Consider the following 25,481-nt stretch of genomic DNA (forward strand, 5'->3'; position numbering starts at 1 on the left):
TAAATTTATGAAATGATTGTATCATCGGAGGTTCCCTCGGATCATGATTGTCGCGTGAGCGTTATGTGACCCTTCCATGAGCCTTATATGAAGTTCGGATGAATCATTGCGACAATCGCGTATGAACAAAAAAAGGGAGGGGATTAATCCGCCAGGCGGTATCCCACTCCTCTAACCGTTGCGATATAGCGCGGGGCACCCGCGTTGTCGTTCAGCTTCTTGCGCAAGCTTTTGATGTGGACGTCCACCACGTTGCTGCCGCCCATAAAATCGGTATCCCAAATTTTGCACATCAGGTCCTCACGCGTGCATACGGCCCCTTCGCTGTCCAGCAGCAGCATCAGCAGATGATACTCCGTCTTGGTCAAGTGAATCGGGGTGCTGCCGCGATGGATGGTCATTTTATCCCGGTCGATCGACAAATCTTTATAGATCAGGCCCCGCATGACCTCTTCTCCACCCGACAAACCCGCTGCCGGGGAGAACAAGCGAATCGTCCGCTGCACCTGATACATCATCGTATCTTTGGAACGGGCCGGCCATACCATCAGCTCTTCATCCAACAGGCTTGATCCTGCATTGCTCATGAGCTCCTCGCCTACAAGATACAGGATCGGAATCGTGGTATGTTCCGGCAGCAGAAGCTCCTTCTCCTTGTTGAACGCCGCCATATTCCGGCAGCCCGTCATGTCGGCGATAATCAGTCCCGTGTTCAGGGCAGACTGCAGTCGCGGTTCCCATTTACGGAACATCATGACCTCGAAGCAGTTCTCCGTCAAGGTTATGAACATTTCGTTCACGCGCCCCGGAGAACGGCTGATCAATGCGGCCCGCAGCGTGGTGGGACAAGCATCTCCAATCGCCATCGGCGTCGTGGGACGCACATACAGATTGCCGGATTGGAAATCCGGAAACGCATAGACTTTCCCGAGCTCCGTCATTTCTTCCGTTTGATTTGACATTCTGGACACACCCCCCCGAATACGACGTGAGCATGATGGATAACGTAGTTGGTTTCACCGGCTACCGTAGCAGCCCAATCCTCTGGCACCTCCGTCATGACCTCGTCCACTTTGCCGCAGACTTCACAAATAATATGCTGGTGCTCGTCGGTACGGGCATCGTATCGACTCGCGCTCTCGCCCAGCTTCAATTCCCGGATCAGCTGTTTATCCGTCAAGTAACGCAGGGAATTATAAACGGTCCCGTACGCGAGATTATATCCTTTCTCCACCAGCCGGTTCATGATATCCGCAGCAGTCGGATGATCATGCGATTCCCGAAGGACATCGTACACCGCTTGGCGTTGCGTCGTCAGATTTAAAGATTTCAAGGTATTCACCCTTTTAATTTATTTTTAGATCAAGTATAAATCTTATTCGCCTCAAGGTCAACATCCCGCACCAAAAACGCTGCTGGTAATCTTTAAGATTTCTTTAGATTCAATTAAAAATTACTTTAGTTTGTCTGGCTAGACTTAGAACATACATAAATGAGACGCATAACCAGTCAAAGGAGACGATAGAGCGCCATGGAATCCATAACCAAGCATCCCCGCAAAGCACCTCCAGCCCCTGAAACATCCCGGCAGCAAACCGGCACGCTTCGGCATCAACGTGCGAACCGCCGCAAGGGACGCGCGAAATTAAGTCTGTTGCTGCTGCTGTTCGGCGTCATTCTGATAGCCGTGTTCATAGCGAGGGTATTTATCCCCCCTCCCATCAAAGCGAGCTCGGCCATCCTGATTCATGCGGACACGGGCCGCGTGCTCTATGCGATGCATGCCGATCTCCCCCTTCCTCCCGCAAGCATGTCCAAGATGATGACCGAGCTGCTGGTGCTGGATGCTGTTCGTTCCGGGCAGCATGCCTGGGACGAGAACGTGCCGGTCAGCCGATATGCCGCAGAGGTACCCGGTTCGGCCATCGGCATGCATGAAGGCGAACGTTACACGCTGAAGCAGCTGTTCGAAGCACTCATCATCCATTCGGCCAATGATGCGGCCGTTGCTATTGCGGAGCACCTCGGCGGGTCGGAGGCCCGATTCGTGGAGACCATGAATGCCCGGGCGAAGGAAATCGGCCTCTCTGACCGCACCGTATTCGCCAATGCTTCCGGTTTGCCTGCGGCCGACCTGGTTCCTTTTGCCGAGGCTGCCTCCGAAGGGGACACCGTCATGACGGCCCGGGACTCGGCCATGCTCGCCAGATGGCTGGTGAACAAACACCCGGATCTGCTTGAGGTAACCAGCCAGCGGGATTTGCCCATCCCGCAGAAGGAACTCTCCCTGCACACCACGAATCTCATGCTGCCCGGCGAGCCGCATGCTTACCAAGGCAATGACGGCTTTAAGACCGGGTATACGGCCTCGGCCGGATATTGCTTCACGGGAACCGCGTCACGGGGCGGAAACCGGCTGATTTCCGTCGTGATGGGAACCGGGGACGCCGATCAGCGGTTTACGGAAACCCGGAAGCTGATGGATTACGGATTCGATCGCCAAGGCATCCTTTCGAATCTCGTATCCGGCCTTTTTAAATAGCTATTGTGCAGGTACTCCCTATTTTTGAAGGCAAAGCTGCACTTTATGCGGTTGATTTAGGGTACACTGTTCCTAAAGGAATCATAGTTTTCATGGGAGATGTACGGGAGGATATCAATGAGAAGCGTATTAATCGTAGATGACGATAAAGAAATATCCGGGCTGATCTCCATTTATCTGGAGAATGAGGGATACCGCGTAATCCAAGCCCACGACGGGGAAGAAGCCCTGCAGGCCATGACCTCGAACAACGGAATGATAGATCTCGTGATTCTGGACGTCATGATGCCCAAGCTGAACGGGATCGACACCTGCCGCAGAATCCGGGAAACCTCGTCCATTCCCATTCTGATGCTGAGCGCGAAGAGCGAGGATATGGATAAAATACTGGGGCTCATGACAGGCGCGGATGATTATATGATTAAACCGTTCAATCCGCTGGAACTGACGACGCGAGTCAAAACGCTGCTGCGGCGCTCCACCCAGTACAACGTGGACCTTCACCAGGGGGACAGCGACCGGATCCGGATCGACGGGCTCGACATTAACCGGACAACGCACGAAGTAACGGCCAATGGCCATGCGATCTCCCTGACGGCCAGGGAATTCGAGATTTTGTACTTGCTTGCCCGTCAGCCGGGGAGAATCTTTAGCGCCGAGGATATCTTCCAGCAGGTCTGGAAGGAAAAATATTACGTCTCCAACAATACGGTCATGGTTCATATCAGCAACCTGCGGGACAAGCTCGAGAAGGAACTCGGTTATAAACTCATCCAAACGGTATGGGGCGTCGGGTACAAAATCCATGCGTAAGCTGCAGTGGAAGATCATCACGTTGTTCTTCGCCAGCGGTGCCTTGACCTTGTCCATATTGTTCATCGCACAGCAGATCATGCGATTGATCGGCCGGGAGTATTGGAAGGAGCCCTGGGTAGACACCCTTTTCAGAGTGGAACGCACGCTGTCGAGTTTCTTCGGCTTTCCGGTCGTCCCGACGATCATCGGCATCGTGCTGTTTATCTGCATGGTGCTTCTCTTAAGTCAAGGCACCATTCGCCAAATCAATCAATTGATGCAGGGGACGCAGCGTTTGGCGAAGGGCGAGTTGGACCAGGCGATCATCGTTAGCTCGAACGACGAGCTGGGGCAGATGGCCGTGCAAATCAATCAAATGGCCCAGCAGCTCAAGCTGTCGCTGGCAGAGGAGCGGATGGCGGTCCAGTCCAAAAACGAGCTCATCAGCAACGTATCGCATGATCTGCGCACCCCGCTCACCTCCATCATCGGGTACTTGCGGCTGGTCAACGAAGACCATTACAAGGATGAGGTCGAACTCCGCTATTACACCGATATCGCCTACGATAAATCGCTGCGTCTGGGCGGCCTCGTGAATGATTTGTTTGAGTACACCCGGATGGGGTATTCCCCGATTAACCGTGTGGACATCAATTTGGTTGAGCTGCTTGCCCAATTGGCCGTGGACTTTTCATTGACCGGGCAGCATGAAGGAGTACAGGTCGTGTTTACGCCTGCCGTGGAGAAAATCATGATCTCATCGGACGGGGATAAGCTGATGCGCACCTTCGAGAATCTGCTGTCCAATGCGGTAAGGCACGGACGGGAGGCCGGGCGTGTGGATTTAAAAGTATCGCAGGATCCCAAGTTTGCCATCGTGCAGGTGATCAACTACGGTCCTCCGATTCCCCAGCATGCCATCCCCCACTTGTTCGAGCGGTTTTACCGGGCAGATGAATCGCGGACCGATCAAACCGGCGGCTCGGGGCTTGGCCTGGCCATCGTAAAAACCATCGTCGATGCCCATCATGGCACGATCCAGGTGACCAGTACGACAGAGTTGACGATGTTCGAGGTTCGCCTACCATTGCAGGTCCCAGAAAATTAACAAAAATTACGTTTATCATTCGACATACAATTCCATTTTCCGATAAAATAGGGGTGAATGTCTTCATCGCTCTGTCGTTCCTACCGCAGGGTACGTGAAAGGAATGATCCCCTATGACCAATATACTATTTACCAATTTTTGTATATTCGTAACGTTCTTATACTTATCCGGACTGCTGTCCCAAAAATATGTCGCAGGTGTCGTGGTGCCCTCCTTCACCGTCAAGATCAACGCCGGGCTGCTCTTTGGCATCTATGGGATCATTTTAATGTACTACTCGTTCCCCATCGACCCGCGGTTTTTTGCCGATTTGCGGCATCTGGCCATTATGGTGATCGCCACCTACCTGGGATGGCTTCCGTCCTTGATTGCCGGCATGCTGATTGCACTTGGACGGCTGATCCTGTTCGGCATGTCCGCTTCCTCGGCCATTGCAGGTGCGGGCATGCTGCTGATCAGCGTCGTCTGCGGGATCCTCTCCCGCACCCATTGGAATCGTCTGAGCAAAATGCTGCTAATGAGCCTATCCAGCATGTTGGTCATCTTGTTCATTATGTGGATGAACATCCCGAACCATCAAAAGGTGTTTACCGTCTTCACGCAGCAGCTCGTCATATCGGTGCTGGCCACGGTGGTCATCTACATGCTGACCGAGTATATCAACACCTCGAATAAACTGTTCCTGCAGATGAAAAAGAACGCGGAAACGGATTACCTGACCAGCCTGCACAATTTGCGCCAGTTCGAGCAGCTGTTGTCGGAACGCTTCCTCGAAGCCCAGCATTTCAGCGAGCGGCTGGGTGTCCTGGTCGTGGACATCGATCATTTCAAACAAATAAACGACACCTACGGCCATGCGGCCGGAGATGTCGTTTTGCAGCAGCTCAGCAAAGTGCTGAGGGATCATTCCCGTTCTTTTGATGAGGTATCCCGCAACGGCGGGGAGGAATTCTCGGTACTGGTCCCGGAAGCCACCATCGACGAGACGGCCGCGATCGCGGAACGAATCCGAGCCGCGGTAGAGGACCACGTCTTCACCCTCGAAGACGGAGCCAAGCTTCGAATCACCGTGTCCATCGGCGCTGCCGTGCACCCCGATACGATCCGGTCCAAAAATGCCAAGGAGCTGCTCCAGCAAGCGGACCGCGAGCTGTACCGCGCCAAGGAAAGCGGGCGCAACCGCGTATGCTCCGCACCCGAAATCAATGACCTGATTCTCTCCTAATTCGGATCCGCCTTCAGGATGTCCTCGATGACAGCCACCGTATCCGAGGACAATTTCATACCGGAAGCCTTCACGTTTTCTTCCACCTGCTCCGGACGGCTGGCGCCCACCAGCGCGCTGGCTACGTTGTTCTGGCGCAGAATCCAGGCCAAGGCCAATTGGCCGACGGTCATGTCCAGCTCGCTTGCGACAAGGCCCAGCGCATGCACTTTCTGTATGCGGTCTTCGTTTATTTTGAGCCGGTCGGCTCCAAGCTTCGACGCGCGGCTGTTCTCCGGCACGTCCTGCTTCGAGGCGTACTTGCCGGTCAGAAGCCCTTGAGCGAGCGGGGAGTATACGACCTGTCCAATCCCCTTCTTCTCGCCAAGCGGGATAATCTCCTCCTCGATCTTGCGCTCGAACATGTTATACAGCGGCTGATTCACCACGATGCGGTCCAGTAAATACCGATCCGCAACGGCTAAGGCCGCTTCCATCTGGGCCGCCGTCCACATACTGACGCCGACATAGAGCACCTTGCCTTGGCGGACAAGATCATCCAGCGCGCGAAGCGTCTCCTCAAGCGGCGTTTCCTCATGATATCGATGGCAGTAGTAGATGTCGATGTAATCGGTGCCCAGCCGCTTTAGACTGGCATCGCACTGCTCTTTGATATGCTTGCGGGACAGCCCCTGATCATTCGGGCCGTCTCCCATCTTGCCGAACACCTTTGTGGCCAGCACATAGGATTCCCTCGGAAATGCCCTTAACGTCTCGCCCACGACGACTTCGGCCGCTCCTTGAGCATAGACGTTCGCCGTATCGAAAAAATTGACGCCGAGTCCATAGGCGGTCTGAATCGACTTGACCGCATTTTCCCGTTCCACGTATCCCCCGTAGGTCAGCCAGCTCCCGAGACTGATATCGCTAACCTTCAGTCCGCTTCCGCCCAATCTTCTGAATTCCATATGTGAAACCTCCTTCATACAAGATAGATGCTTATCCTTATTGTAACATCTTCCTGTACGATAAACAGATATCCCCCGCCTAGCGTTTGTAGCCGGTAGACTTTATTTTTACCTTGACCGATACATTAAATTTGGCATGCGGATAAATGGCAGCCCACTCCTCCATCTCCGTCCGGTTGTTCCAATGCGTGCCGCCATACCGGAGGCCGAAACCCAACGGATCCAGTCCTGTTTTTTGGATTTTCTCCAGAACGTTTTTGACCGCTTGAGATAATTCCTTGTTGAATTGCGCTTCGATGTTGTCCAGATCCCTCGGATCCAGCTGCGCGGGATCCTCTTTCTCCTCCAATATCGCCGTGATCCTTATCTTATAATCAATCGTTTCTTCCCCCCGTTTATCCGTTACGATCTTGTATCTGGCCCGGGTTCTGTCCGTGTTCACTTCAAGCAACTTGCCGCCAATCTTCGTTCCGAAATTCGTGCTTAAATTCCGGAGGTCCAGCAGATTATACAGCCTGGTTTCATCCGGGGTCAGGATGTACTTCACTTTGTTCTTGTCCATCAAGGCTACTTTATCGATATTCAGAACCTGGTCTTCGGTCGTTTCCACGACGGGCATAACCGGGTCCTCCCCCTCCTCCAACATTCGGCGGCTCAGATCGAAGGAATAGGTCTTCGAGATAAAAGGGGATTCGGTGCCATCCTCGCTGAGCGCCAGAAATATGGCGTTCCCGGCGATCCGCTCCGTGGGGGGTTCCGCTTTCAATACGGCTTCTGCGGTAGGAACGGCAACAGCCGGATACATGAGCAGCTGCATGTCCCGTCTCCGAACGGTCCAGTCCTGGATTTTGCTGATATCTGTCCGCGCGAAAGCCTCGCCGTACATCACACCCTTGCAATGTCCGAAGTCAAGCTCCTTATCCACCTTGGATTTGACCTCCCGGATCGCCTCCGCAATGCTTGTCGATTCCTGCGTAATGAGCAGGGATTTTTTGTCCCCGGTCTTCGGATCACCCGAAGGAATGGCGATTTTGAAGCTGAAACGGTGCATTTCGGGATTTTTCTCCGAGACATCGATCCCTATGGATACTACGAATAGCCTGAGATCGATATCCCGAAATTCGCAGCCCGACAGAAACAAAAAAGAGCAGCACATGAGACAGAGCAGCCCTCGTTTCAGGCCATTCATGCTCTCTTCCTCCTTTTCTTCCATACCGCATAGATTAACATGGCAATAAGCAGGAACTCGCCCCCAAACCGAACGTCCAGGAATACGATCGCCATATCGTTCAATATGTATTGATTCACAATTAACGACGTTCCGAAGGTAATAAGGGAAAAGAGCAACAGGACCCACCATTCGACTTTTCGCTTTTTATCTATCGATTTGCCCTGATCCCCCGTTAAACCGAAGCCCCCCAGGATCAATTCCTTGCCAACATGCCAGTGTATGATGGAATTCACGAGGGAAAGGCACATATAGGCCACGTAGAAGACGTAAATCATCCGTTCAACGATGAAATAACGAATCCGGAGTGCGTCTATCGTCGAAAAGGCCGGATACACGTGTCCTCCGGCTCCTGCGGCTCCCAATATCCCGATGGGCGCAAACATCGAAACGAGAAGGGTCAGTATGCTGACTACCACGATCGCCCAAATATGGCGGACTCGGAATCGGTGAAAGATCCGGTTGAATACCACCATGTTCACGTACCCCGTAAAAATATAGGTTGCTGCCGCAACCGTCCCGTAATTAGGTAAATTCCAGGCATAGGTAATGATCTGCCTCACGGCATCCCAGCTGAAATACGGATTGCTGAAGACGCGCCATGACATATAAGCAATCAGGGGAACGGTGATGTACAAAATCATTTCCAACCCGTAAAGAATCGACTCGGAATCGAGCCTGGCGCTAAGCGCCACAACCACCAGAAAGCCCATCAGAACGATATAGGGAGACACGTCCGGACTGATGTAACGGTTGGTAATATCCACGAAGCTGGTCAAGGTAATGACGCTGGAGAAATACCACGCAAGTCCGTATAACACAAGCAGGATGCCGGATATCCCTTTCGGCATCACCGATTGGAAAATCTCCGGCAGCCCTTGTCCCGGAAATTTCTGAATCAGTTTGATGAAGCCGAACATAATCAGGGTCCCGATCGGGATGGATACGAGGATCGACATCATCGCACCGTCAAAGCGATCCGTAATCAAGATGCGGGGGACATAATTAATCAGGTTGATGGTTGCGTTGAGCAGGAAGAGGTAATAAAAATATTTGTTTCTAACCACTTCGCTGGTCCCCTTTCTTGTTCCGATCCACGGCGAACATCTTCAAGTAAGGTTTGCCGAAGGAACGTAGGCTCGTGAGGTACATGATCATGGCCACCACACCCAGCACGATGCCAACCAAGCCGAAGAAGGTCGCAAGCACGATGAACAGATACTTCGTAACGCGGATGCCGGAGCTCATCATCGTGATCGGGATGACGAAGTTGGTAATGGCAACCGCGGACACCAGAATGATCATGATGTTGCTGACCAGTCCGGCCTCCGTAGCGGCGGTTCCCAGAATGAGACCCCCGACCGTGGTTGCTGTCTGGCCAATCGCTTTGGGCAGCCGAACGCTGGCCTCCGTCAGAAATTCCATCGCGAGCAGCATAAAGATCACTTCGAAGAAGGACGGGTACGGTACCGTGGCCCGGCTTCCTGCAATGAGAAGCGTAACTTGCATCCTCAATATTTCCGGGTTATACGAAGTGAATGCCACGTATAGACTTGGCATCAGCACGGTTACAAACAAGGCGATATACCGAATGGCCTTGAGAAACCAGCCGATCGGAGGAAGCTGGATTTTATCGTCCATCGCGGTAAAGAAATCATTGAATATGGCCGGCAGCAGAAGGGCATACCCCGTTGAATCCATCAACACGGCGATCTTTCCCTGCGATATATTCAGGACAGTCCGGTCTGGGCGCTCGGTCAGCATCAGCGTCGGATACAACCGAAATCGGGGGTGCATCGTGTGTCTCTCGATTTCGGATGCCGACTGCACAATATCCGCTTTGAGCTCGGACAGTCGCTTTTTAAGCTCCTGCAGCACCGTTTCTTCCACTTTGAGCGCATCGTACATAATGATGATCCGGGTCTGCGATATTTTGCCGACGGTCATGAATTCCGTCTTCAAATCGGTGGTTTGGTATCGATGGCGAACCAGGTTCAGGTTCACCTCGATATTCTCCGTAAACGAATCATCGGGTCCCTGAATGACGTTCTCCGTACTGGCTGGTTGGATAAAACTGGCATTAACCAAGACAGCGTCAAAAAGCAGCACGGTGTCCCGTATGAATATGGCAACGCAGCCCCTCAGTATATTGCGGAGCAATTCCTGTTCATCTTTCGGCTCCGTGCTCGATGGAAAGGAGCGGATGAATTGCTCGTATAAGTCCAAGGAATTCAGCTCATAAAAGCGATTAATCAAATTATCGTTGATCATGGCAGGATCGCACATGCTCTTTAAATAGACCAGCAGCGCGTGTTCATCCTCGTTCTTCAGCTCGCGCTGCTCGATATCACCGATGCGGTTTAGCTGCTCCTTCAGGCAGTTCTTGGCTTGGTCCGCGTTAAGATACTGTTCGCTGGTCATGATACCATCCCCCATTTTCTTATATTTCCGAGAACTCCCTCTTGTTTCCCTAGGTTCTGCACAAATGTCCCAAAATATTTACATTCCTCCAGAAAACTTCGAAGAGCATCATTCCGAGCAGCATAGTTTCTAATCATTCCCATGTGGTAATAATGAAGACAAGAGACTGAGTTTATGGGGGATACCCATAGTAACCAAGGAGGAATCGTGAATGAACCCATCCAATTCATCGCATCAGGAACTGCCGCAATTTCCGGAGTCGCTGTGGGTAGCGACAACCGATCTGCCTGCCTTTCCCCGCTTGGCCGAAGATATTGAGACGGATGTGGCCGTAGTCGGGGCCGGCATAACCGGCATCACGACCGCTTATCTGCTGGCCAAGGCAGGTAAAGATGTCGTGCTGATCGAGGCAGGGCAAATCCTGAACGGGACCACCGGCCATACAACAGCCAAAGTCACAGCCCAGCACGGGCTGATTTATCATGAATTCCTGAATCATTTCGGGGATGAGAAGACAAGGCTCTATTACGAAGGGAATCGGGAAGCGATTGAATTCATTAGGGACATTGTTGGCGGAGACGAGGAGAAGTTTGGGCTGAAGCTGGAGGATGCCTATATTTACGCTCAAACGGAAGACAAATACCTCTCCAAGCTGGAGGACGAAATCAAAGCCTACGAGAAGCTCGGCATTCCGGGAGAATGGCAGGAAAGCCTTCCTCTGCCTATGCCCGTCCGTGGAGCGATCAAGATGCCGGGGCAATATCAGTTCCATCCCCTGCAATATCTTAAGCATCTGACGGAACAATTCCTGAAGCTCGGTGGACGAATCTATGAGAATACGACCATGGATGAAAAAGTCGAAACCGACGGACCGATCACGCTGCTCACCAAACGGGGCGGCCACCGGATTACTTGCAACCACGCCGTATCCGCGTCTCATTTTCCGTTCTATGACGGGAAAGGGCTGTTCTTCACGCGGCTGCATGTGGAACGTTCCTATGCGGTTGCCGTCAAACCCGAAACCGCTTATCCCGGCGGGATGTTCTTGAGCGTGGATCAGCCGACCCGTTCCCTGCGGTCGGCTACCTATAACGGCGAGGAGTTGGTTATCGTCGGCGGCGAGAACCATCCGACGGGCCGGAGCATTTGCACCCATCAGCATTACGAGAACCTGGAGCTTTTTGCAGGAAATCTGTTGGGCGCTTCCGCCATTCCTTATCGCTGGTCGACCCAGGACCTGATCACGCTGGACAACATGCCTTATATCGGGCCGATCACGTCCAATCAGGACCGGATCTTTGTCGCGACAGGCTTTCGGAAATGGGGGATGACAACGGGAACATTGGCGGCAAAGATCATTTGCGATCAAATACTGGAGAAAGATAACCGTTATGCCGACGTCTTTAACCCGTCCCGTTTCAAGGCAGACCCGAGCATCAAAACATTCGTCGCGCAAAATGCCATGGTTGCGAAGGATTTCGTTGCCGGCAAGTTCGAAATGGCCCACGCCGATATTACCGAGCTGAAGCCAGGCGAAGGCGCCGTCGTCCGCCATAACGGGCAGCGTGCCGGGGCCTACAAGGATGATCAAGGAAACCTCTATCTTGTGGATACCACCTGTACCCATCTCGGCTGCGAGGTGGAATGGAACGAGGGCGAACGCTCTTGGGATTGCCCTTGCCACGGATCACGCTTCCGCCATAACGGCGAGGTGCTGGAAGGACCGGCTATTGAGCCGTTGAAGCAATTGGACCCGGAGAGCTGATCCTTAGCCCACCGATCCTTAAGAGGACCCCAAACAAAAAAGAAGTGAAGCCACCGGGCTTCACTTCTTTTTATACATCACCTGCGAAATTAGTATTCCCTGAAAGATTCGGACGACAAGTCTCTAAAGATTTATTCTTTCATTCAAAAAGGCACCCTGACGGGTGCCTGTGTCTTGATATGGCGAAGATGCTCTTTGCACGACAGCCTAAGCGATTTCCGGCGCCAGCTCCTCGCGGTATGCCGCAAGCGACTGATCCACGATGACCTGTATGAAATTGGGATCGATATCCTGGATCCAAGGCATGGCGTTATTCCAAGCATTTTCCTCGATTTGAAGCGCGAGCTGCCTCTGATCCCATTCATCCACCGTTTGATCCATCCGGTCGCACAGCTCTGTCAGGGTCATGTCCATTGAATGGCCCAGCTCATGTGCGAATACCACCGCAAAATAGGCATGGAACGGCTCAAGCGTGCCAAACAGCTGCAAGCACTGCTGGCGTATGACTTCGGTATACATCGTCACGCTGTGCGAATGCATCACATATTTTCCGCCGATTAACCGGCCCCCTGGAAAATACGCCTCCATCTCCACGGTGACACTGCTGCCCGACCGACGTAGAAGCTCTTGCGTAATTCGGTTCAGTTCGGACTTATTCAATAATGATCATGGCTCCCTTTAAAGATATAAACATAAACATCATTATAAAAGAACCATATGAAATTGCAATATCAAATATGCCTGCCGGCTTACTCCGAGCCTGTCAAAAACCTTAAGCGGCGCGGCTTGACGGATACGGCCGCAGGCGTCTCCATATTATCTCCCCATCCGTGTCGGCCTTCATGGGCTCATCCGTTATCAGCTTGATTGAAGCGGCCCTCACATACGAGATGCTCTCGTTGGCCGGCTTCCACTCCCCCTCGACTTTACGGCTCAGCAGCTCTTTTAATAGGGGTAATCCGGCTTCGCGAATGATGAGCACATCCAGCAAACCGTCCGTCAACGAATCGAATGTAAAAGGCAGCGGGCGGATTCCCAAGTATCGGCCATTCGATATGTAAATCATAATCGCTTCACCTTCACTGGAATGGCCGTCATATTCCATCCTGTAGGAGAACGGCTCGGCCGATCGCACGGTTTGCAGCATGCTGATGAAATAACTGAGCCTGCCAAGCGCTCCTTTCAGATCCGGGTTGATGTTCTCGGAAGTGGCCGTTATGAGCCCGACGCCAAAAAAATTCGTAAACACCCTGTCATGCGCCATGCCGATATCCAATGCGCGGACTTGTCCCTTCATTAATGCTTGAGCTGCCAATGTCAGCTCAACCGGCAGATTCATGGAGCGGGCAAAGTCGTTGCAGGTCCCCACGGGCAGAATCCCGATAAGGGGCGGTTGTTCCAGCGCGGCAATGCCGTTCACGCACTCATGGACCGACCCGTCTCCCCCCATAACCAGGATGAGCTCATACGCCTCCCCCTGCTCCCTGCACACGGCTTCCCCTTCTCCCGGCGCCGAGGTCTGAAACAATACCAGCTCCTTGATGCCTTCCGCCAGTATCGGGATGACAGCCGCAAGCTGCTGCAGGGTCTCCTGCTGACCCGCACTGCGGTTATACACCAACAAAACCCGATGATACATCATTCCCGCCTCCCTCTGATCCGTGCCTGATTGGCTTGCTTCTATTATTACCCTTTGTTATGAAGCGATTAATCAACAAAAAGAAGACCCGCTTCGCAATGAAGTGCACCCCTTAGAATAGACATTGGAAAAAACCCTTGGTTATTCCGATGAATTCTAAGGGGTGTATTTTTGTGGTAATGAAAGGACAAAAGTTAAAGCAATATTCAAAAGAGGTCAAATTAGAAGCGATTCGACTTCATGTAGAAGAGAAGTGGACTTATCGGCAAATCAACGAACACCTTGGTATTCAAGACAAAGACCGAATGAAGCGGTGGATGCGAAAATATCGGGAACAAGGCGAGTTTGGATTGTTGGATCAGCGAGGACGACGAAAAGAATATATGGATCAAGATCGGTATGTCCAAAAGCTCAAACGGGAGAATGAAATGCTAAAAAAGTGCTTGGAAATCTGGATCCAGGAGGAAAGGAAGAACGCTTTACGCTCATCGAGCAAGCAGCGATTCCAAGGCAAGTAGCTGAACTATGCCAGCTCTTTCGTGTCTCTAGAAGTGGTTACTACGCCTATTTGAAGCGAAAAGGGAACGACCGAGATGCCGAGGCGAAACGGCTAATCCGTGAAGCGTACAATCGCTACGAAGGAAAGTATGGCTACCGGCAGCTCCAATTGTTCTTGTGGCAGGATGACGGTGTATGGATGAACCATAAGAAAGTGCTGCGGCTGATGCAAAAACTCGGGCTTCAAGCGAACATTCGCCCTAAACGCCGCTTTAACACGACATACCAAGCTGGAGAACGTGTGTCGGAGAATCTGCTGAAGCGAGACTTTACGGCAGAAAAACCGAACCAGAAATGGGTGACAGATGTGACGCAATACCGGGTGGGCGAGCGATGGCTGTATCTTTCGGCAGTTAAAGACTTATTCAACAATGAGATTGTAGCGTACCAACTCAGCCAACGTAACGACAATGAACTGGTTCTACGGACGTTTGCAAAAGCGTTTGCCAAGCAAAAAGACGTGACCGGATTGGTCGTTCACAGCGACCAAGGTTTCCAGTACACGTCTTACGCTTACCACGACATGCTGCCAAAGGTTGGCGCCCAAATCAGCATGTCTCGCCGGGGCAATTGCCTAGACAACGCCTCCATGGAGAGCTTCTTCTCGCATCTCAAAACGGAAGGACTCTATCCCTATGATATCCGAAATTTGACGGAGGCACAAAGGCGAATTGAGAAATACATACGGTTTTATAACCGAGAGCGACCACAGCGGAAACTAAAGAAACTGACGCCGGTAGAGTACCGACGCCAGTTTGCAGCCTAGGTGTTTTTTTTAATGTCTACTAAATGGGGTCTTGACCACAATCGAAGGGGTCTTCTTGTCATAGCTTTCCTTGCCTCGTTATCCGGCTTCATGCTGTTCGCTGAATTGGCTGTTGTACAGGTCTGCGTAGAAGCCGCCTTGGGACAGCAGCTCTTCATGGGTTCCCTGCTCGATGATGCTGCCCTTGTTCATGACCAGAATCAGGTCGGCATCCCGGATCGTGGACAACCGATGAGCGATGACAAAGCTGGTCCGGTCCTTCATCAGCTCATTCATCGCTTTCTGGATATAAAGCTCCGTCCGCGTATCCACGCTGCTGGTGGCCTCATCAAGGATGAGAATCGACGGGTTGGCGAGAATGGCCCGCGCAATCGTCAGAAGCTGCTTCTGTCCTTGCGAAATGTTGGAGGCTTCCTCGTTCAGAACGGTATCGTAGCCTTCCGGGAGCGTCCGGATGAAATGATCCGCGTGAGCCGCTTCCGCCGCCCGGATGATCTCTTGTTCCGTGGCGCCTTCCCGTCCGTATCCGATATTATCCCGGATCGTTCCGTTAAAGAGCCAGGTATCCTGCAGTACCATCCCGAACAGGCTGCGCAGTTCACTGCGCCGAAGAGCCGTAATATCCGTGCCGTCTATCGTAATCTTTCCCTGATTCAGCTCATAGAACCGCATCAGCAGATTGATGAGCGTGGTCTTCCCTGCACCGGTCGGTCCGACGATGGCGACCGTTTGACCGTGCTTCACATCCACATTCATATCTTCGATGAGAAGCTGGTCTGCTTTATAGCCGAAACTCACATTCTCGAAGGTCACGTCGCCAAGCGGCTTCTTGAGCGCTGCCGGAGCTGTATGCTCCGACACCTCTTCTTCCTCATCCAGCACTTCGAATACGCGCTCTGCCGAGGCTATAGTAGATTGAATGACGTTTGCGATGTTCGCAAGCTGAGTAATCGGCTGCGTAAATTGGCGCGAATATTGAATGAAGGCCTGAATATCCCCAATCTCAATCGCTCTGCGGGTAACCAGTACACCGCCGACAACGCTGACGATCACATATCCGATATTGCCGACAAAGCTCATGAGCGGCATGATGGTGCCCGATATAAACTGGGCTCTCCACCCGGCATCATAGAGTTTGTCGTTAACCTCGTCGAATTGCTCCATGGACTGCCGTTCCCGGCCGAAAGCCTTCACCACTTTATGGCCGGTGTACATTTCCTCCACATGCCCGTTCAGCTCACCCAAATGCTTCTGCTGAGCCACAAAATGCTTCTGCGAGCGCTTGGCAACCACAATCGTGACCACCACGCTAAGCGGCAAGGTCAGAATAACCACCAACGTCAGCAGCGGGCTGATCGTGAGCATCATGACGATGACGCCGACCAGCGTCACCACGGAAGTAATCATCTGGGTCAAGCTCTGCTGAAGCGTGCCGCTGATATTGTCCATATCGTTGGTCACCCGGCTCAGCGTTTCCCCATGCGTGCGGGCGTCGAAATATTTCAGCGGCAGGCGGCCGAGTTTGTTGTACACGTCCTTGCGCAAATCATAAACGGTACGCTGGGCCACGCCGGCCATGACATACTGCTGGATGTACGCAAACAGCGAGCTTAAGAGATATAAGCCTGCAAGCCAGAGCATGATCGTCCGAATGGCGTCAAAATCGATCCCGGCACCCGGCACGCCTTGCATCTTGGCCATGAAACCTTTGAACAGGATCGTGGTGGCATCCCCCAATATTTTCGGGCTCACGATGCTGAATATCGTACTGAGGATAGCTGCGATCAGAACGATCAGCAGCTTGCCGGTATGCGGCTTGAGATATCGCGTTAACCGACGAAACGTGCCTTTGAAGTCCTTGGCTTTCTCCCCTGCCATCCCGGGCCCGTGCGGGCCGCCGCCAAAGGGACCGCCCGGTCCCCGGGGATGTCCTCCCCGTTTCTTCTCACTCATGCGATCTCCTCCTCTGACAGCTGCGAGGTGACGATTTCGCGGTACACATCGCTGGAAGCCATGAGCTCCTCATGCGTGCCGATGCCGGCAATGCGTCCCTCGTCCAGCACGATAATCCGATCGGCGTCCATGACGGTGCTGACCCGCTGAGCGACGATCAGAACGGTGGCGTCCGTCGTTTCCTCGCGAAGCGCTGCGCGAAGATTGGCGTCCGTCTTGAAATCCAGCGCCGAGAAGCTGTCGTCAAACACATAAATCTCGGGTCTGCGAACCAGTGCCCTTGCAATCGAGAGCCGCTGCTTCTGGCCGCCGGATACGTTGCTGCCGCCCTGCGAAATCTCGGCATCGTAACCGCCTTCCATGGAGGAGATAAAGTCGGCGGCCTGGGCAACCTTCGCTGCATGCCGGATCTCCTCGTCCGTTGCATCCTCTTTGCCGTAGCGGATATTCTCCGCGATGGTTCCAGTGAAGAGCAGCGCCTTCTGCGGCACGAATCCGATCCGGTTCCGCAGATCCTCCTGCATCATGTCGCGGATATCGGTCCCATTGACGAGAATCCGTCCCGACGTCACGTCATAGAAACGCGGGATCAGGCTGATCAGGGTGGATTTGCCCGAGCCGGTTCCGCCGATGATCGCCGTAACTTCACCCGGCCCGGCATGGAAGGAGATATCGGATATGGCGGGCTCCTCCGCGCCAGGGTAATAGAAGGTCACATCCTGAAATTCGATCGATCCCTGCTGCACGCTCGCAGCGCGCGGCTGTTTCGGATCGTGGATCTCAGGCATCATGTTCAACACCTCATTGATCCGGACCGCCGATGCCTGTGCACGCGGAATCATGACAAACATGACGGATAGCATGATCAGCGAGAACATGATCATCATCGCGTATTGAAGAAACGCCATGAGGTCGCCGACCTTCATATGTTCGGCGTCTATGCGGTGGGCTCCGAACCAGACAATCGCCAGTGTGGCAAAGTTCATGACCAGCATCATGACGGGCATCATCGCCCCCATGATTTTATTGACTTTGATCGAAGTGGCCGTCAGGTCCTCGTTCGCGTCGTTAAAGCGGACGGTTTCATGGTCCATCCGGTTGAAGGAGCGGATGACCCGGATTCCGGTCAGATTCTCCCGCAGCACGCGGCTCAGCGTATCGATCTTTACCTGAATCGCTTTGAAGAGCGGTATGCCTTTTTTGGCGATGAGGAAAATAGCCAGTGCCAGAATCGGCAGGACGATCAGAAGCACCGTAGTCAGTCCCGGGTCTCTTGATACGGCCATCACAATGCCCCCGATACACATCATCGGTGCTATCGCCATCATGCGCAGGATCATGATCGTGACCTGCTGTACCTGCGTAATATCGTTCGTTGTACGGGTAATCAGGGATGCCGTACCAATCTTATCGAATTCCTGCAGCGTGAAGTTCTCCACATGGGAGAAGACGCGTCCCCGAACAATTTTCCCGAATCCCGTAGCGGATTTGGATGCCAAATAACTCGCGGCAATAGAGCACACCATGCCCCCTGCTGCTACCAAGAGCATAAAGCCGCCCACACGCCAAATGTAAGGCACATCTCCCTCAACGATGCCATAATCCACGATGTCCGCCATCAAGGTCGGCAAGTACAGATCAGACAGACATTGGAAAAATGTGAACAGCAGGACAAAAATGACCGCGGTCCGGTACGGTTTCATGTAGTGAAACAGTTTTAACAAATCCCCCACCCCTACTCGTTGTCTGAAGTCGTTTCATTCGTTTTGCGTTTTTGCTCGTGAAAATGATATACCTTCGTTAACAGCTCCGTCAGTTTGACGCTGTCCTCTTCTCCCAGAAAATCCACCAGCTCGTTAAAGCTGTTCTTGACGTTCTGATAGGTTTGCTGGACAACGCGGTTCCCTTCCTCCGTCAGCTGCACGCGGACCGCTCGCCGATCCTGGGCATCCATCACCCGCTCCACCAGCCCCTTGCTCTCCAGTGCATTAATGAATTGCGTGATCGTCGGTGACGTAACATTCATCATGCTGCTGATTTCGGACACTTTCATGCCGGGACCAGCAGGCTCGATATGATGTTTGAGTCCCATCAGAACGCGAATCTCACCTGGCGTATACCCTGAAATCAAGTGCTGATCCCACTCCTGCTTGTGGAACATGCGTATGCTGTACAAGAGCCTGCCGGCAACGCTGTCCTCCCGCCTGCCGCCCTTCATGCATGGTCCTTCCCGCGAATGTTGGTCCTCGTTGCCGTTCATTTCTTTATGTAAATCTGGATGTTGATCCTCTGCCATGGTCCACCTCTTTTCGGCAACAGCTCGAATAAATAGATAGATTGCCTATTTATTTGGTTACCTAACTATATACCCGGAAGATGACCGAAGTCAAATCGACTCCGGCCTTCCCTTAGCCTCAATTATTCATCATCGTACAGCTGCTGATACGCCCCTTTGCGGCCTCGGTCGTTCTTGCGGGACGACTTGCCCGAGCTCTTGTTTTGACGGCGGGTGCTTATCCTCTCTTTACGGGCGATATGGGCCAGCTCCCGCTCCGTTTTCTTGTAATTCGCATATCGTTTAGCATCCAGAGTTCCGTCCTGCAGTGCTTCCCGAACCGCACAGCCTGCCTCCGTTTCATGACGGCAATCATGGAACCGGCACTGCTGCGCCAGCGCGGAAATATCCGCGAAGGTCGCCTCGAACCCTTCTTCCGAATCCCACAGCTGCAGCTCCCGCATGCCCGGCGTATCCACCATGATCGCACCTCCCGGCAGCACGAAAAGCTCCCGGTGCGTCGTGGTGTGCCGTCCTCTTGCGTCCTCTTCGCGTATCCCTTGAACCCGCTGCATTTCCTGGCCGGACAGCCAGTTCAGCAGCGTCGATTTGCCGGCACCGGAGGTACCCGTTATGGCCACCGTTTTCCCTTGCACCAGATACTCCCCAAGCTGCTCCTTCCCTAGATCCATCAAAGAGCTTACCGCATGGACCGGCACGCCTGGAGCAACCGCCTCTACCTCCGCGACGTACGCTTCCGGCGATTCGCATAGGTCCGCCTTGGTGAGCAGCACGACCGGTGCGGCTCCGCTCTCCCAGACCGCAATCAGATAGCGTTCAATCCGGCGAACATTAAAATCTTTGTTGAGCGCGTTAATGATAAACACGGTATCCATGTTGGCCGCAATGATCTGCTCATCCGGCACGCTTCCTGCCTCCCTGCGCGTGACGGCGGATTGGCGGGGCAGCAGATGATGAATGACGGCACGGGCTTCGCCCTGCAGCGGCTCCACCATGACCCAATCGCCGACTGCGGGAAAGTCGCTTTTGCTGCCCGCTTCGTATTCATACTTGCCTGTGACAATGGCCGTCTGCTCACCCTCTTGGGTGATAATGCGGTACTGCTTCGAGAATTGGGCCGTAATGCGGGCCGGAACCAGCGCCTTGTCCTGCTTCGGGATCTGAGCGGCCATCAAACGCCAATGTTCATTCCATCCATAGGCTTGCAACGTTGTCATGTCTTGTTTCGTCAAATTCGTGATATCCCCTTATCGTTGTTGGATTGGTTGTTAACAAATGATCAAACACAAAAAAAACCGCAGATTTGTATCCGCGGCTGATCTGAAACTATGCAGGAAGAAGGCATCGATCCTCGGCGGCCAAACCGCCAAAGATCATACCGGAGCCTTGCATAGACACAAAAAACCCGCAGGATACCAAGCACGGTCTCCTGCGGGTTCTTAGGTACGGAGATGAAGACATGTTAAACCCAATGCCTTACACCCCGGTTACCATTAGAATTTCCCGTCCAAAGAGACCAACGTCAATGCGACCCATCCACTATGCATCATAACCATTTGACATCAGCCTCCTTCAGCTTAATTAATATATCCGTATTATAGGGGTCGTATTTCCAGGTGTCAACATCCCATGAAAAAATTAGATGCGCCTGTAATGCCTCCACTCCTCCGGCAGCAGCATTCCGTACTGTCGATTCAGAAAGCGGTCATCGACGAGCGTCAGCGTCCCGCTGTCCTGCTCGGATCGGATCAAGCGCCCTCCGGCCTGCAGCACTTTGTTCATGCCGGGGTACACGTAGGCGTAATCGTATCCCCTCTTGCCGGTACGATCAAAATAATCCTTGATGATATCATTCTCGAAGGAAAGCTGCGGCAATCCTACGCCGATGACCACGACGCTCGAAAGCCGTTCTCCCTTCAAATCGATGCCTTCGGAGAAAATACCGCCCATCACGGCAAAGCCGATCAGCGGATCTTCAGCATCCGCCTGGAATGCATTCAGGAACGCCTCCCGCTCCTCCTCGCTCATTCCATGCCCCTGGAGCAAGGTACGGGCTTCCGGGTTCATTCTGGCAAACGCCTCATGAATATCCTGCATGTAGGGATAGGACGGCAGGAAGATCAAGGTATTTGCCGGTTTTTCCTGAACCAGTGCACTCAGCATCCGAACGATGGCCTCGCTATTGCGCTCCCGATCCTTGAATCTCGTCGATAACGGCATAATCCGAACATCCAATTGCTCGGAAGAGAAGGGCGAGGGAATCGAGAGGCTGTAATCCTCTTCCTCGGCTCCGAGCATGTCGCGGTAATATCCGAGCGGCATGAGTGTTGCTGAGAAAAATACGCTAGAGCGGTAGTTTTTACCCGCCTGCTGGAGCAAATAAGAGGGGTCCAGGCAAAACAGCTTGAGAAACACCTCGCTCCCGCTCATCTCCGCATACGTGACAAAGCGGTCGTCATACAGCTTGGAGATGCGCAGATACCCCTGCACGGCAAAATAACATTCCAAAAGCGCATCGGCCTCATCCCCGCTCTTGCCGGTCATCAGTTCGGCCTCTGCCTGGAGCGAGAAATCCTCCAGCAGCTCGACCATCATCTCCGGCTGCTGGGACCCGACGATCCGCTCTTCCTCCTCGCTGACCTTGCGCAGCACCTTAAAGCGGTTATTCACCCGCTTCGCCGTGTTGTAAAGCCCGGGATTGCTCTCTTTGTACGCCCTTTGCAGCTCCAGGAACGCGGACTTATTCAGCTCGGCCGAGAACATCCCCCGCGCCCGGTCGACCAGGTTGTGCGCCTCGTCAATGAGCAGCACGCTGCGCTTCTTCACGTCCTCCGGCATCCGCTTGAAGGAGACGCGCGGGTCGAACACGTAGTTGTAATCGCAGATGACGGCATCGGCGGCGTACGCGGCATCCAGCGAGAATTCAAACGGGCATACCGTATGCTTGCGGGCATACTCTTCAACGACGGGCCTCGTGATCAACGTTTCATTCGAGAGCAAATCCAGTATGGCGTCATTAATCCGATCATAGTAGCCCTCCGAGAACGCGCAGCCCATCTGGCTGCAGCCTTCCGCTTCGCTGAAACAGATCTTGTCCTTCGCCGTCAGCGTAACCGTATGCATGCAGAGCCCTTGACGCTCCATGCGCGCCATGGCTTCCTCCGCGGTGGTTCGGGTAATCGTCTTGGCCGTCAGGTAAAAAATCCGGGATAACAGGCCCTCGCCGATCGCTTTGACCGAAGGAAACAGCGTGGATATGGTTTTGCCGATGCCCGTAGGGGCTTTGGCAAACAATCTTCGTCCTTCCCCGATGCTTTTATACACGGCTCCGGCCAGCTTCCGCTGTCCCTCGCGGTAGGCGGGAAAAGGAAACTTCAGTTCGCGGATGCTCCGGTCCCTCCGCTCGCCATGCTCCCGCAGCAGGTTGGCGTAAGGCGCGTAGGCCGCCACAACCTCGAGCACAAAGGATTCCAGCTGAGCGAAGCTCCATTCCTGCACGAACTGCTTCCGCTCTCCGCTCGGGACCTGGAAGTAGGTCAGTCTCACGGCCATCGCCGGAATTTCATGCAACTTCGCGTACATATAGGCATACATTTTGGCCTGAGCCCAATGAACCGGGTACGTATGCTCCGTAATCTCGCCCAAATCGCCGGAGGTCGACTTGATCTCGTCGATCATGATCCGCTCGTCCTCTTGAATCAGGCCGTCGCAGCGACCTTCCACCACAAACAGCAGATCCTCGTAAGGAATCTCCGCTTCAAGCTGAACTTCCTTCTGATCGTTCTCGCCATAATCGCGCTGTACCTGTTGATGCGCACGGGTTCCCTCGGTCAGGGACGTCGCCGTGCGAAAACCGGAGGTAATGCTGCCGCTGCGAAAGACATATTCCACCAGCGGCCTGACGGATATTTGGATAGTATGAGGCATGATGGTCTCCTTCGTTCATGTTCTATATGAAGGGTATTATACCAAACATTCGTTCCGGAATGCGAAGCATCCGCGGGCATTCGATAACAAAAAAAGCGTGCAGACGGCCTCCTGGCAGGATGGCGTCTGCACGCTGTAAGCATATGCGGCATATGCTTACGGGGATTTCTTTTGCATCTGATCGAGGCTCTTGAACTCGTAGCCCCGGTTCCTTGCTTCGTCAATGATCCGTCCCAGCGCCTCCGTGTTGTCCTTGGAGATGGAGTGCAGCAGGATTACGGCGCCGGGGTGGAGCTGCGCGGTCACTTTATCGTAAGCATACTGCGCGCCGCGCTGGGACTTCACGTCCCAATCCATATACGCGAGCGACCAGAAGACATTGGTGTACCCCAGCTGCTTGCTGGTCGCCAGGGACCGCTCATCGAAGATGCCGCGGGGCGTGCGCAAATATTTCATGTCCGGCTGGCCGGTGATGCGCATAACCTCCTTCTTCACCCGTTCCAGCTCCTCGGTCAGCTTCTCTGCCGAGATTGTGGTCACGTCCGGATGATTCCAGGAATGGTTGCCGATAATATGGCCTTCCGCCGTCATCCGTTTCAGCAGATCTTCCTGTGTCTTCACATAATGTCCGGTCACGAAAAAGGTGGCAGGCACCTTCTTTTCTTTAAGCGTATCCAGAATACGGGAGGTATACCCGTTCTCATACCCGTTATCAAACGTAAGATAAAGCTCCTTCTGCTCGGCATCGCCCATGAAGACGGCATCGTATTTTTGCAGAAGCTCCTTGAAGCCCTCCTCATTGATCGAGGGCAGCTGGCCGTTGACGCTTTTCTTAAATCCAAAGTGAAACGGACCGCTTCCGCCTGCCAAAGCTGCTCCGGAGATGGACAGCATCACCGCCAAGCTCACAAGAAGCATAAGGGCCGGCCGAAGGATACCACGTTTCTTCATATCCGTTCTCTCTCCTTCATTGTTGTGATATGGATCGACTCCCCTGATGAAAGACGTACCAAGGGTGGTATCACCTAATATCCCACAAATCGGAGAAAACTATGTGTCAATCCAGGACAGTCCTAGTTTCGGATGGGGCGGCATGTTTACGTGATCTTGATCAACCGGCCCTTCTGATGGCTCTGCAGCGCATATTCGATCATCCGAATGACATTGCGGGCTTCTTCAGGCTGGACAGGCAGCGAACCGCCTTTAAGGATTGCTTCGGCCAATCCCTGGTAAAAAGCTTGATAGCGTCCCGGCAGCGTCTCAATCTCCCCTTGCACCGCCAACCCGCTCAGCTCGGTAGCCAACTCCCCGTATTGGTCCGGCTGGTCTTCGCCCCAGCCCGCGTCTCCGGGATGCATGCCCTGCTTCAGCTGGCCTTCCTGCGGATCCATTCCATATTTCAGGAAGCTTCCCTTATCGCCATGCAGCTCGAATTTCGGCCCTGCCTGCCGTACCAGCGAACCGGAATGCAGAATGACGCGAAACGTCTTATAACCCAGCACCAAATGAAAATAATCATGGGCTTTGGACCCTTTGCGCTCCGTTCTCAAGTCCGCCCAGAGCGTCTCCGGCAGGCCGAACAGGAACAGCGCCTGATCAATCAAATGCGAACCTAAGTCATACAAGATCCCGGATCCGGCAATCGCTTGCTCCCTCCACCGCTCCGACTGAACTTCCGGACGGTAGCGGCTGAACTGCGACTGATAGATGGAAAGCTTGCCTAAGGCTCCCGTCTCCAGCAGATTGCGGACGGTCAGAAAATCATTGTCCCAGCGGCGGTTGTGGTACACCGTCAGCAGCACGCCCTTCTGCTTGGCCAGATCAATCAGCTCGTCCGCTTCGGCGGATGTTACGGTAAACGGCTTCTCGACGACCACATGCTTTCCGGCCTCGATAGCTAACCGGGTATATTCATAATGCGTTGCATTCGGACTCGTAATGATGACAACATCGATATCCGGAATGGACAAGAGCTCATCCACGCTGTCGACAACGGCCGTATCGGGCATATCCTGGTGGACCTTGTCCGGATCCGATGATACAACCGTGTGCACCCTGTAATCCGGCACGCTTCTAAGGATAGGTGCATGAAACACCGACCCGGACAGGCCGTAGCCGATGATTCCCGCTTGTATTGCCATAACGCAAGCCTCCTCTTCCCATGGTTCTATGATGATTCGATATGTATCGCTTGGTTTCCTTGCAACATCTTAACATTCCGCAAATATTTTACAACCTTATAAGGGAAAGCCGCCTGCACGTCATTCTTGTGCAGGCGGCTTCGCCATTCCGTGCTGTCCGCGTTTGCGG

23 protein-coding genes are annotated in these 25,481 nt (G+C 53.3%); 8 read left to right on the forward strand and 15 right to left on the reverse strand.

Going from position 1 to position 25,481, the window contains the following annotated elements:
• Positions 1-143 precede the first annotated feature (143 nt).
• Together MHI43_RS30330 and MHI43_RS30335 are read right to left on the reverse strand one after the other, a co-directional pair.
• A complete protein-coding gene (locus MHI43_RS30330) occupies positions 144-962 on the reverse strand; it encodes a winged helix-turn-helix domain-containing protein (RefSeq protein WP_009590363.1) in 819 nt (272 codons plus the stop codon).
• Entirely contained in the window at positions 938-1,333 is a 396-nt protein-coding gene (locus tag MHI43_RS30335) for a transcriptional repressor (RefSeq protein WP_009590342.1), read from the reverse strand. Before MHI43_RS30335 ends, MHI43_RS30330 begins: the two co-directional genes overlap by 25 nt.
• 198 nt (positions 1,334-1,531) lie before the next feature.
• Here MHI43_RS30335 and MHI43_RS30340 point away from each other — a divergent pair, with 198 nt between their 5' ends.
• The 4 genes from MHI43_RS30340 (at position 1,532) to MHI43_RS30355 (ending at position 5,671) form a co-directional block, all read left to right on the forward strand.
• Positions 1,532-2,542, forward strand: coding sequence for a D-alanyl-D-alanine carboxypeptidase family protein (locus MHI43_RS30340; RefSeq protein WP_036662021.1), 1,011 nt, complete (start codon positions 1,532-1,534; stop codon positions 2,540-2,542).
• Between the two features lie 117 nt (positions 2,543-2,659).
• A complete protein-coding gene (locus MHI43_RS30345; RefSeq protein ID WP_036662019.1) occupies positions 2,660-3,355 on the forward strand; it encodes a response regulator transcription factor in 696 nt (231 codons plus the stop codon).
• Positions 3,348-4,445 carry a HAMP domain-containing sensor histidine kinase gene (locus MHI43_RS30350; RefSeq protein ID WP_036662017.1) on the forward strand — a complete coding sequence of 366 codons (1,098 nt, stop codon included), beginning with the start codon at positions 3,348-3,350 and terminating at the stop codon, positions 4,443-4,445. The genes MHI43_RS30345 and MHI43_RS30350 overlap by 8 nt, the downstream gene beginning before the upstream one ends.
• A gap of 113 nt (positions 4,446-4,558) precedes the next feature.
• Positions 4,559-5,671: a diguanylate cyclase gene (locus tag MHI43_RS30355; protein WP_036662016.1), complete on the forward strand. Its 1,113-nt coding sequence runs from the start codon at positions 4,559-4,561 to the stop codon at positions 5,669-5,671.
• On the opposite strand, the gene MHI43_RS30360 is transcribed toward MHI43_RS30355, so the two are convergent.
• The 4 genes from MHI43_RS30360 to MHI43_RS30375 form a co-directional block, all read right to left on the reverse strand.
• Positions 5,668-6,618, reverse strand: coding sequence for an aldo/keto reductase family protein (locus tag MHI43_RS30360; protein ID WP_036662015.1), 951 nt, complete (start codon positions 6,616-6,618; stop codon positions 5,668-5,670). The two genes, MHI43_RS30355 and MHI43_RS30360, sit on opposite strands and share 4 nt — an antisense overlap.
• A 79-nt stretch (positions 6,619-6,697) precedes the next feature.
• Positions 6,698-7,807, reverse strand: a complete 1,110-nt coding sequence (locus MHI43_RS30365) for a Ger(x)C family spore germination protein (RefSeq protein WP_015737813.1) — start codon at positions 7,805-7,807, stop codon at positions 6,698-6,700.
• Positions 7,804-8,913 carry a GerAB/ArcD/ProY family transporter gene (locus MHI43_RS30370; protein WP_015737814.1) on the reverse strand — a complete coding sequence of 370 codons (1,110 nt, stop codon included), beginning with the start codon at positions 8,911-8,913 and terminating at the stop codon, positions 7,804-7,806. Before MHI43_RS30370 ends, MHI43_RS30365 begins: the two co-directional genes overlap by 4 nt.
• Entirely contained in the window at positions 8,906-10,267 is a 1,362-nt protein-coding gene (locus MHI43_RS30375) for a spore germination protein (protein WP_015737815.1), read from the reverse strand. Before MHI43_RS30375 ends, MHI43_RS30370 begins: the two co-directional genes overlap by 8 nt.
• 211 nt (positions 10,268-10,478) lie before the next feature.
• Between MHI43_RS30375 and MHI43_RS30380 the strand changes: the two genes are divergently transcribed.
• Positions 10,479-12,032, forward strand: a complete 1,554-nt coding sequence (locus MHI43_RS30380) for an FAD-dependent oxidoreductase (RefSeq protein ID WP_015737816.1) — start codon at positions 10,479-10,481, stop codon at positions 12,030-12,032.
• A 207-nt stretch (positions 12,033-12,239) separates the two neighbouring features.
• Here MHI43_RS30380 and MHI43_RS30385 read toward each other — a convergent pair whose 3' ends face one another.
• Both MHI43_RS30385 and MHI43_RS30390 read right to left on the reverse strand, forming a co-directional pair.
• Positions 12,240-12,692, reverse strand: coding sequence for a hypothetical protein (locus tag MHI43_RS30385; protein WP_015737817.1), 453 nt, complete (start codon positions 12,690-12,692; stop codon positions 12,240-12,242).
• A gap of 112 nt (positions 12,693-12,804) precedes the next feature.
• Positions 12,805-13,671 (reverse strand): diacylglycerol kinase family protein, encoded by an 867-nt coding sequence (locus tag MHI43_RS30390; RefSeq protein WP_341283202.1) that lies wholly within the window; start codon positions 13,669-13,671, stop codon positions 12,805-12,807.
• Positions 13,672-13,850: 179 nt separating this feature from the next.
• Between MHI43_RS30390 and MHI43_RS30395 the strand changes: the two genes are divergently transcribed.
• The gene (locus MHI43_RS30395; RefSeq protein WP_235201830.1) at positions 13,851-14,189 is read left to right on the forward strand and encodes a helix-turn-helix domain-containing protein; all 339 of its coding nucleotides are present in this window, start codon (positions 13,851-13,853) and stop codon (positions 14,187-14,189) included.
• Positions 14,111-14,995: an IS3 family transposase gene (locus MHI43_RS30400; RefSeq protein WP_155989900.1), complete on the forward strand. Its 885-nt coding sequence runs from the start codon at positions 14,111-14,113 to the stop codon at positions 14,993-14,995. The genes MHI43_RS30395 and MHI43_RS30400 overlap by 79 nt, the downstream gene beginning before the upstream one ends.
• A 78-nt stretch (positions 14,996-15,073) precedes the next feature.
• Here the strand turns inward: MHI43_RS30400 and MHI43_RS30405 are convergent, their stop codons facing one another.
• The 5 genes from MHI43_RS30405 to MHI43_RS30425 all read right to left on the reverse strand — a co-directional run bounded on the left by MHI43_RS30405 (position 15,074) and on the right by MHI43_RS30425 (position 23,171).
• On the reverse strand, positions 15,074-16,948 hold the full coding sequence (locus MHI43_RS30405; RefSeq protein WP_036659279.1) for an ABC transporter ATP-binding protein: 1,875 nt from the start codon (positions 16,946-16,948) through the stop codon (positions 15,074-15,076).
• Positions 16,945-18,672 carry an ABC transporter ATP-binding protein gene (locus MHI43_RS30410; RefSeq protein WP_036659281.1) on the reverse strand — a complete coding sequence of 576 codons (1,728 nt, stop codon included), beginning with the start codon at positions 18,670-18,672 and terminating at the stop codon, positions 16,945-16,947. Before MHI43_RS30410 ends, MHI43_RS30405 begins: the two co-directional genes overlap by 4 nt.
• Positions 18,673-18,683: 11 nt before the next feature.
• Positions 18,684-19,244, reverse strand: coding sequence for a MarR family transcriptional regulator (locus MHI43_RS30415; protein ID WP_015737821.1), 561 nt, complete (start codon positions 19,242-19,244; stop codon positions 18,684-18,686).
• Positions 19,245-19,366: 122 nt separating this feature from the next.
• Positions 19,367-20,461: a ribosome small subunit-dependent GTPase A gene (gene rsgA / locus MHI43_RS30420; RefSeq protein ID WP_036659590.1), complete on the reverse strand. Its 1,095-nt coding sequence runs from the start codon at positions 20,459-20,461 to the stop codon at positions 19,367-19,369.
• A gap of 421 nt (positions 20,462-20,882) precedes the next feature.
• The gene (locus MHI43_RS30425) at positions 20,883-23,171 is read right to left on the reverse strand and encodes an ATP-dependent DNA helicase (protein WP_015737823.1); all 2,289 of its coding nucleotides are present in this window, start codon (positions 23,169-23,171) and stop codon (positions 20,883-20,885) included.
• Here MHI43_RS30425 and MHI43_RS30430 point away from each other — a divergent pair.
• Positions 23,170-23,310, forward strand: a complete 141-nt coding sequence (locus MHI43_RS30430; protein WP_155989813.1) for a hypothetical protein — start codon at positions 23,170-23,172, stop codon at positions 23,308-23,310. The two genes, MHI43_RS30425 and MHI43_RS30430, sit on opposite strands and share 2 nt — an antisense overlap.
• A gap of 17 nt (positions 23,311-23,327) precedes the next feature.
• Here the strand turns inward: MHI43_RS30430 and pdaA are convergent, their stop codons facing one another.
• Together pdaA and MHI43_RS30440 are read right to left on the reverse strand one after the other, a co-directional pair.
• Positions 23,328-24,122, reverse strand: coding sequence for a delta-lactam-biosynthetic de-N-acetylase (gene pdaA / locus MHI43_RS30435; protein WP_015737825.1), 795 nt, complete (start codon positions 24,120-24,122; stop codon positions 23,328-23,330).
• Between the two features lie 146 nt (positions 24,123-24,268).
• Positions 24,269-25,312: an oxidoreductase gene (locus tag MHI43_RS30440; protein WP_015737826.1), complete on the reverse strand. Its 1,044-nt coding sequence runs from the start codon at positions 25,310-25,312 to the stop codon at positions 24,269-24,271.
• Positions 25,313-25,481 lie beyond the last annotated feature (169 nt).

Origin of the sequence: Paenibacillus sp. FSL H8-0457, from assembly GCF_038051935.1 — a bacterium.
GTDB classification, from domain to species: domain Bacteria; phylum Bacillota; class Bacilli; order Paenibacillales; family Paenibacillaceae; genus Paenibacillus_AQ; species Paenibacillus_AQ lautus_A.

Coding starts and splice junctions, on each gene's coding strand:
- MHI43_RS30330 (WP_009590363.1), bottom strand. CDS start 962: ATGTCAAATCAAACGGAAGAAATGACGGAGCTCGGGAAAGTCTATGCG.
- MHI43_RS30340 (WP_036662021.1), top strand. CDS start 1,532: ATGGAATCCATAACCAAGCATCCCCGCAAAGCACCTCCAGCCCCTGAA.
- MHI43_RS30345 (WP_036662019.1), top strand. CDS start 2,660: ATGAGAAGCGTATTAATCGTAGATGACGATAAAGAAATATCCGGGCTG.
- MHI43_RS30350 (WP_036662017.1), top strand. CDS start 3,348: ATGCGTAAGCTGCAGTGGAAGATCATCACGTTGTTCTTCGCCAGCGGT.
- MHI43_RS30355 (WP_036662016.1), top strand. CDS start 4,559: ATGACCAATATACTATTTACCAATTTTTGTATATTCGTAACGTTCTTA.
- MHI43_RS30360 (WP_036662015.1), bottom strand. CDS start 6,618: ATGGAATTCAGAAGATTGGGCGGAAGCGGACTGAAGGTTAGCGATATC.
- MHI43_RS30365 (WP_015737813.1), bottom strand. CDS start 7,807: ATGAATGGCCTGAAACGAGGGCTGCTCTGTCTCATGTGCTGCTCTTTT.
- MHI43_RS30375 (WP_015737815.1), bottom strand. CDS start 10,267: ATGACCAGCGAACAGTATCTTAACGCGGACCAAGCCAAGAACTGCCTG.
- MHI43_RS30380 (WP_015737816.1), top strand. CDS start 10,479: ATGAACCCATCCAATTCATCGCATCAGGAACTGCCGCAATTTCCGGAG.
- MHI43_RS30390 (WP_341283202.1), bottom strand. CDS start 13,671: ATGTATCATCGGGTTTTGTTGGTGTATAACCGCAGTGCGGGTCAGCAG.
- MHI43_RS30395 (WP_235201830.1), top strand. CDS start 13,851: ATGAAAGGACAAAAGTTAAAGCAATATTCAAAAGAGGTCAAATTAGAA.
- MHI43_RS30405 (WP_036659279.1), bottom strand. CDS start 16,948: ATGAGTGAGAAGAAACGGGGAGGACATCCCCGGGGACCGGGCGGTCCC.
- MHI43_RS30415 (WP_015737821.1), bottom strand. CDS start 19,244: ATGGCAGAGGATCAACATCCAGATTTACATAAAGAAATGAACGGCAAC.
- rsgA (WP_036659590.1), bottom strand. CDS start 20,461: ATGACAACGTTGCAAGCCTATGGATGGAATGAACATTGGCGTTTGATG.
- MHI43_RS30430 (WP_155989813.1), top strand. CDS start 23,170: ATGATGGTCTCCTTCGTTCATGTTCTATATGAAGGGTATTATACCAAA.
- MHI43_RS30425 (WP_015737823.1), bottom strand. CDS start 23,171: ATGCCTCATACTATCCAAATATCCGTCAGGCCGCTGGTGGAATATGTC.
- pdaA (WP_015737825.1), bottom strand. CDS start 24,122: ATGAAGAAACGTGGTATCCTTCGGCCGGCCCTTATGCTTCTTGTGAGC.
- MHI43_RS30440 (WP_015737826.1), bottom strand. CDS start 25,312: ATGGCAATACAAGCGGGAATCATCGGCTACGGCCTGTCCGGGTCGGTG.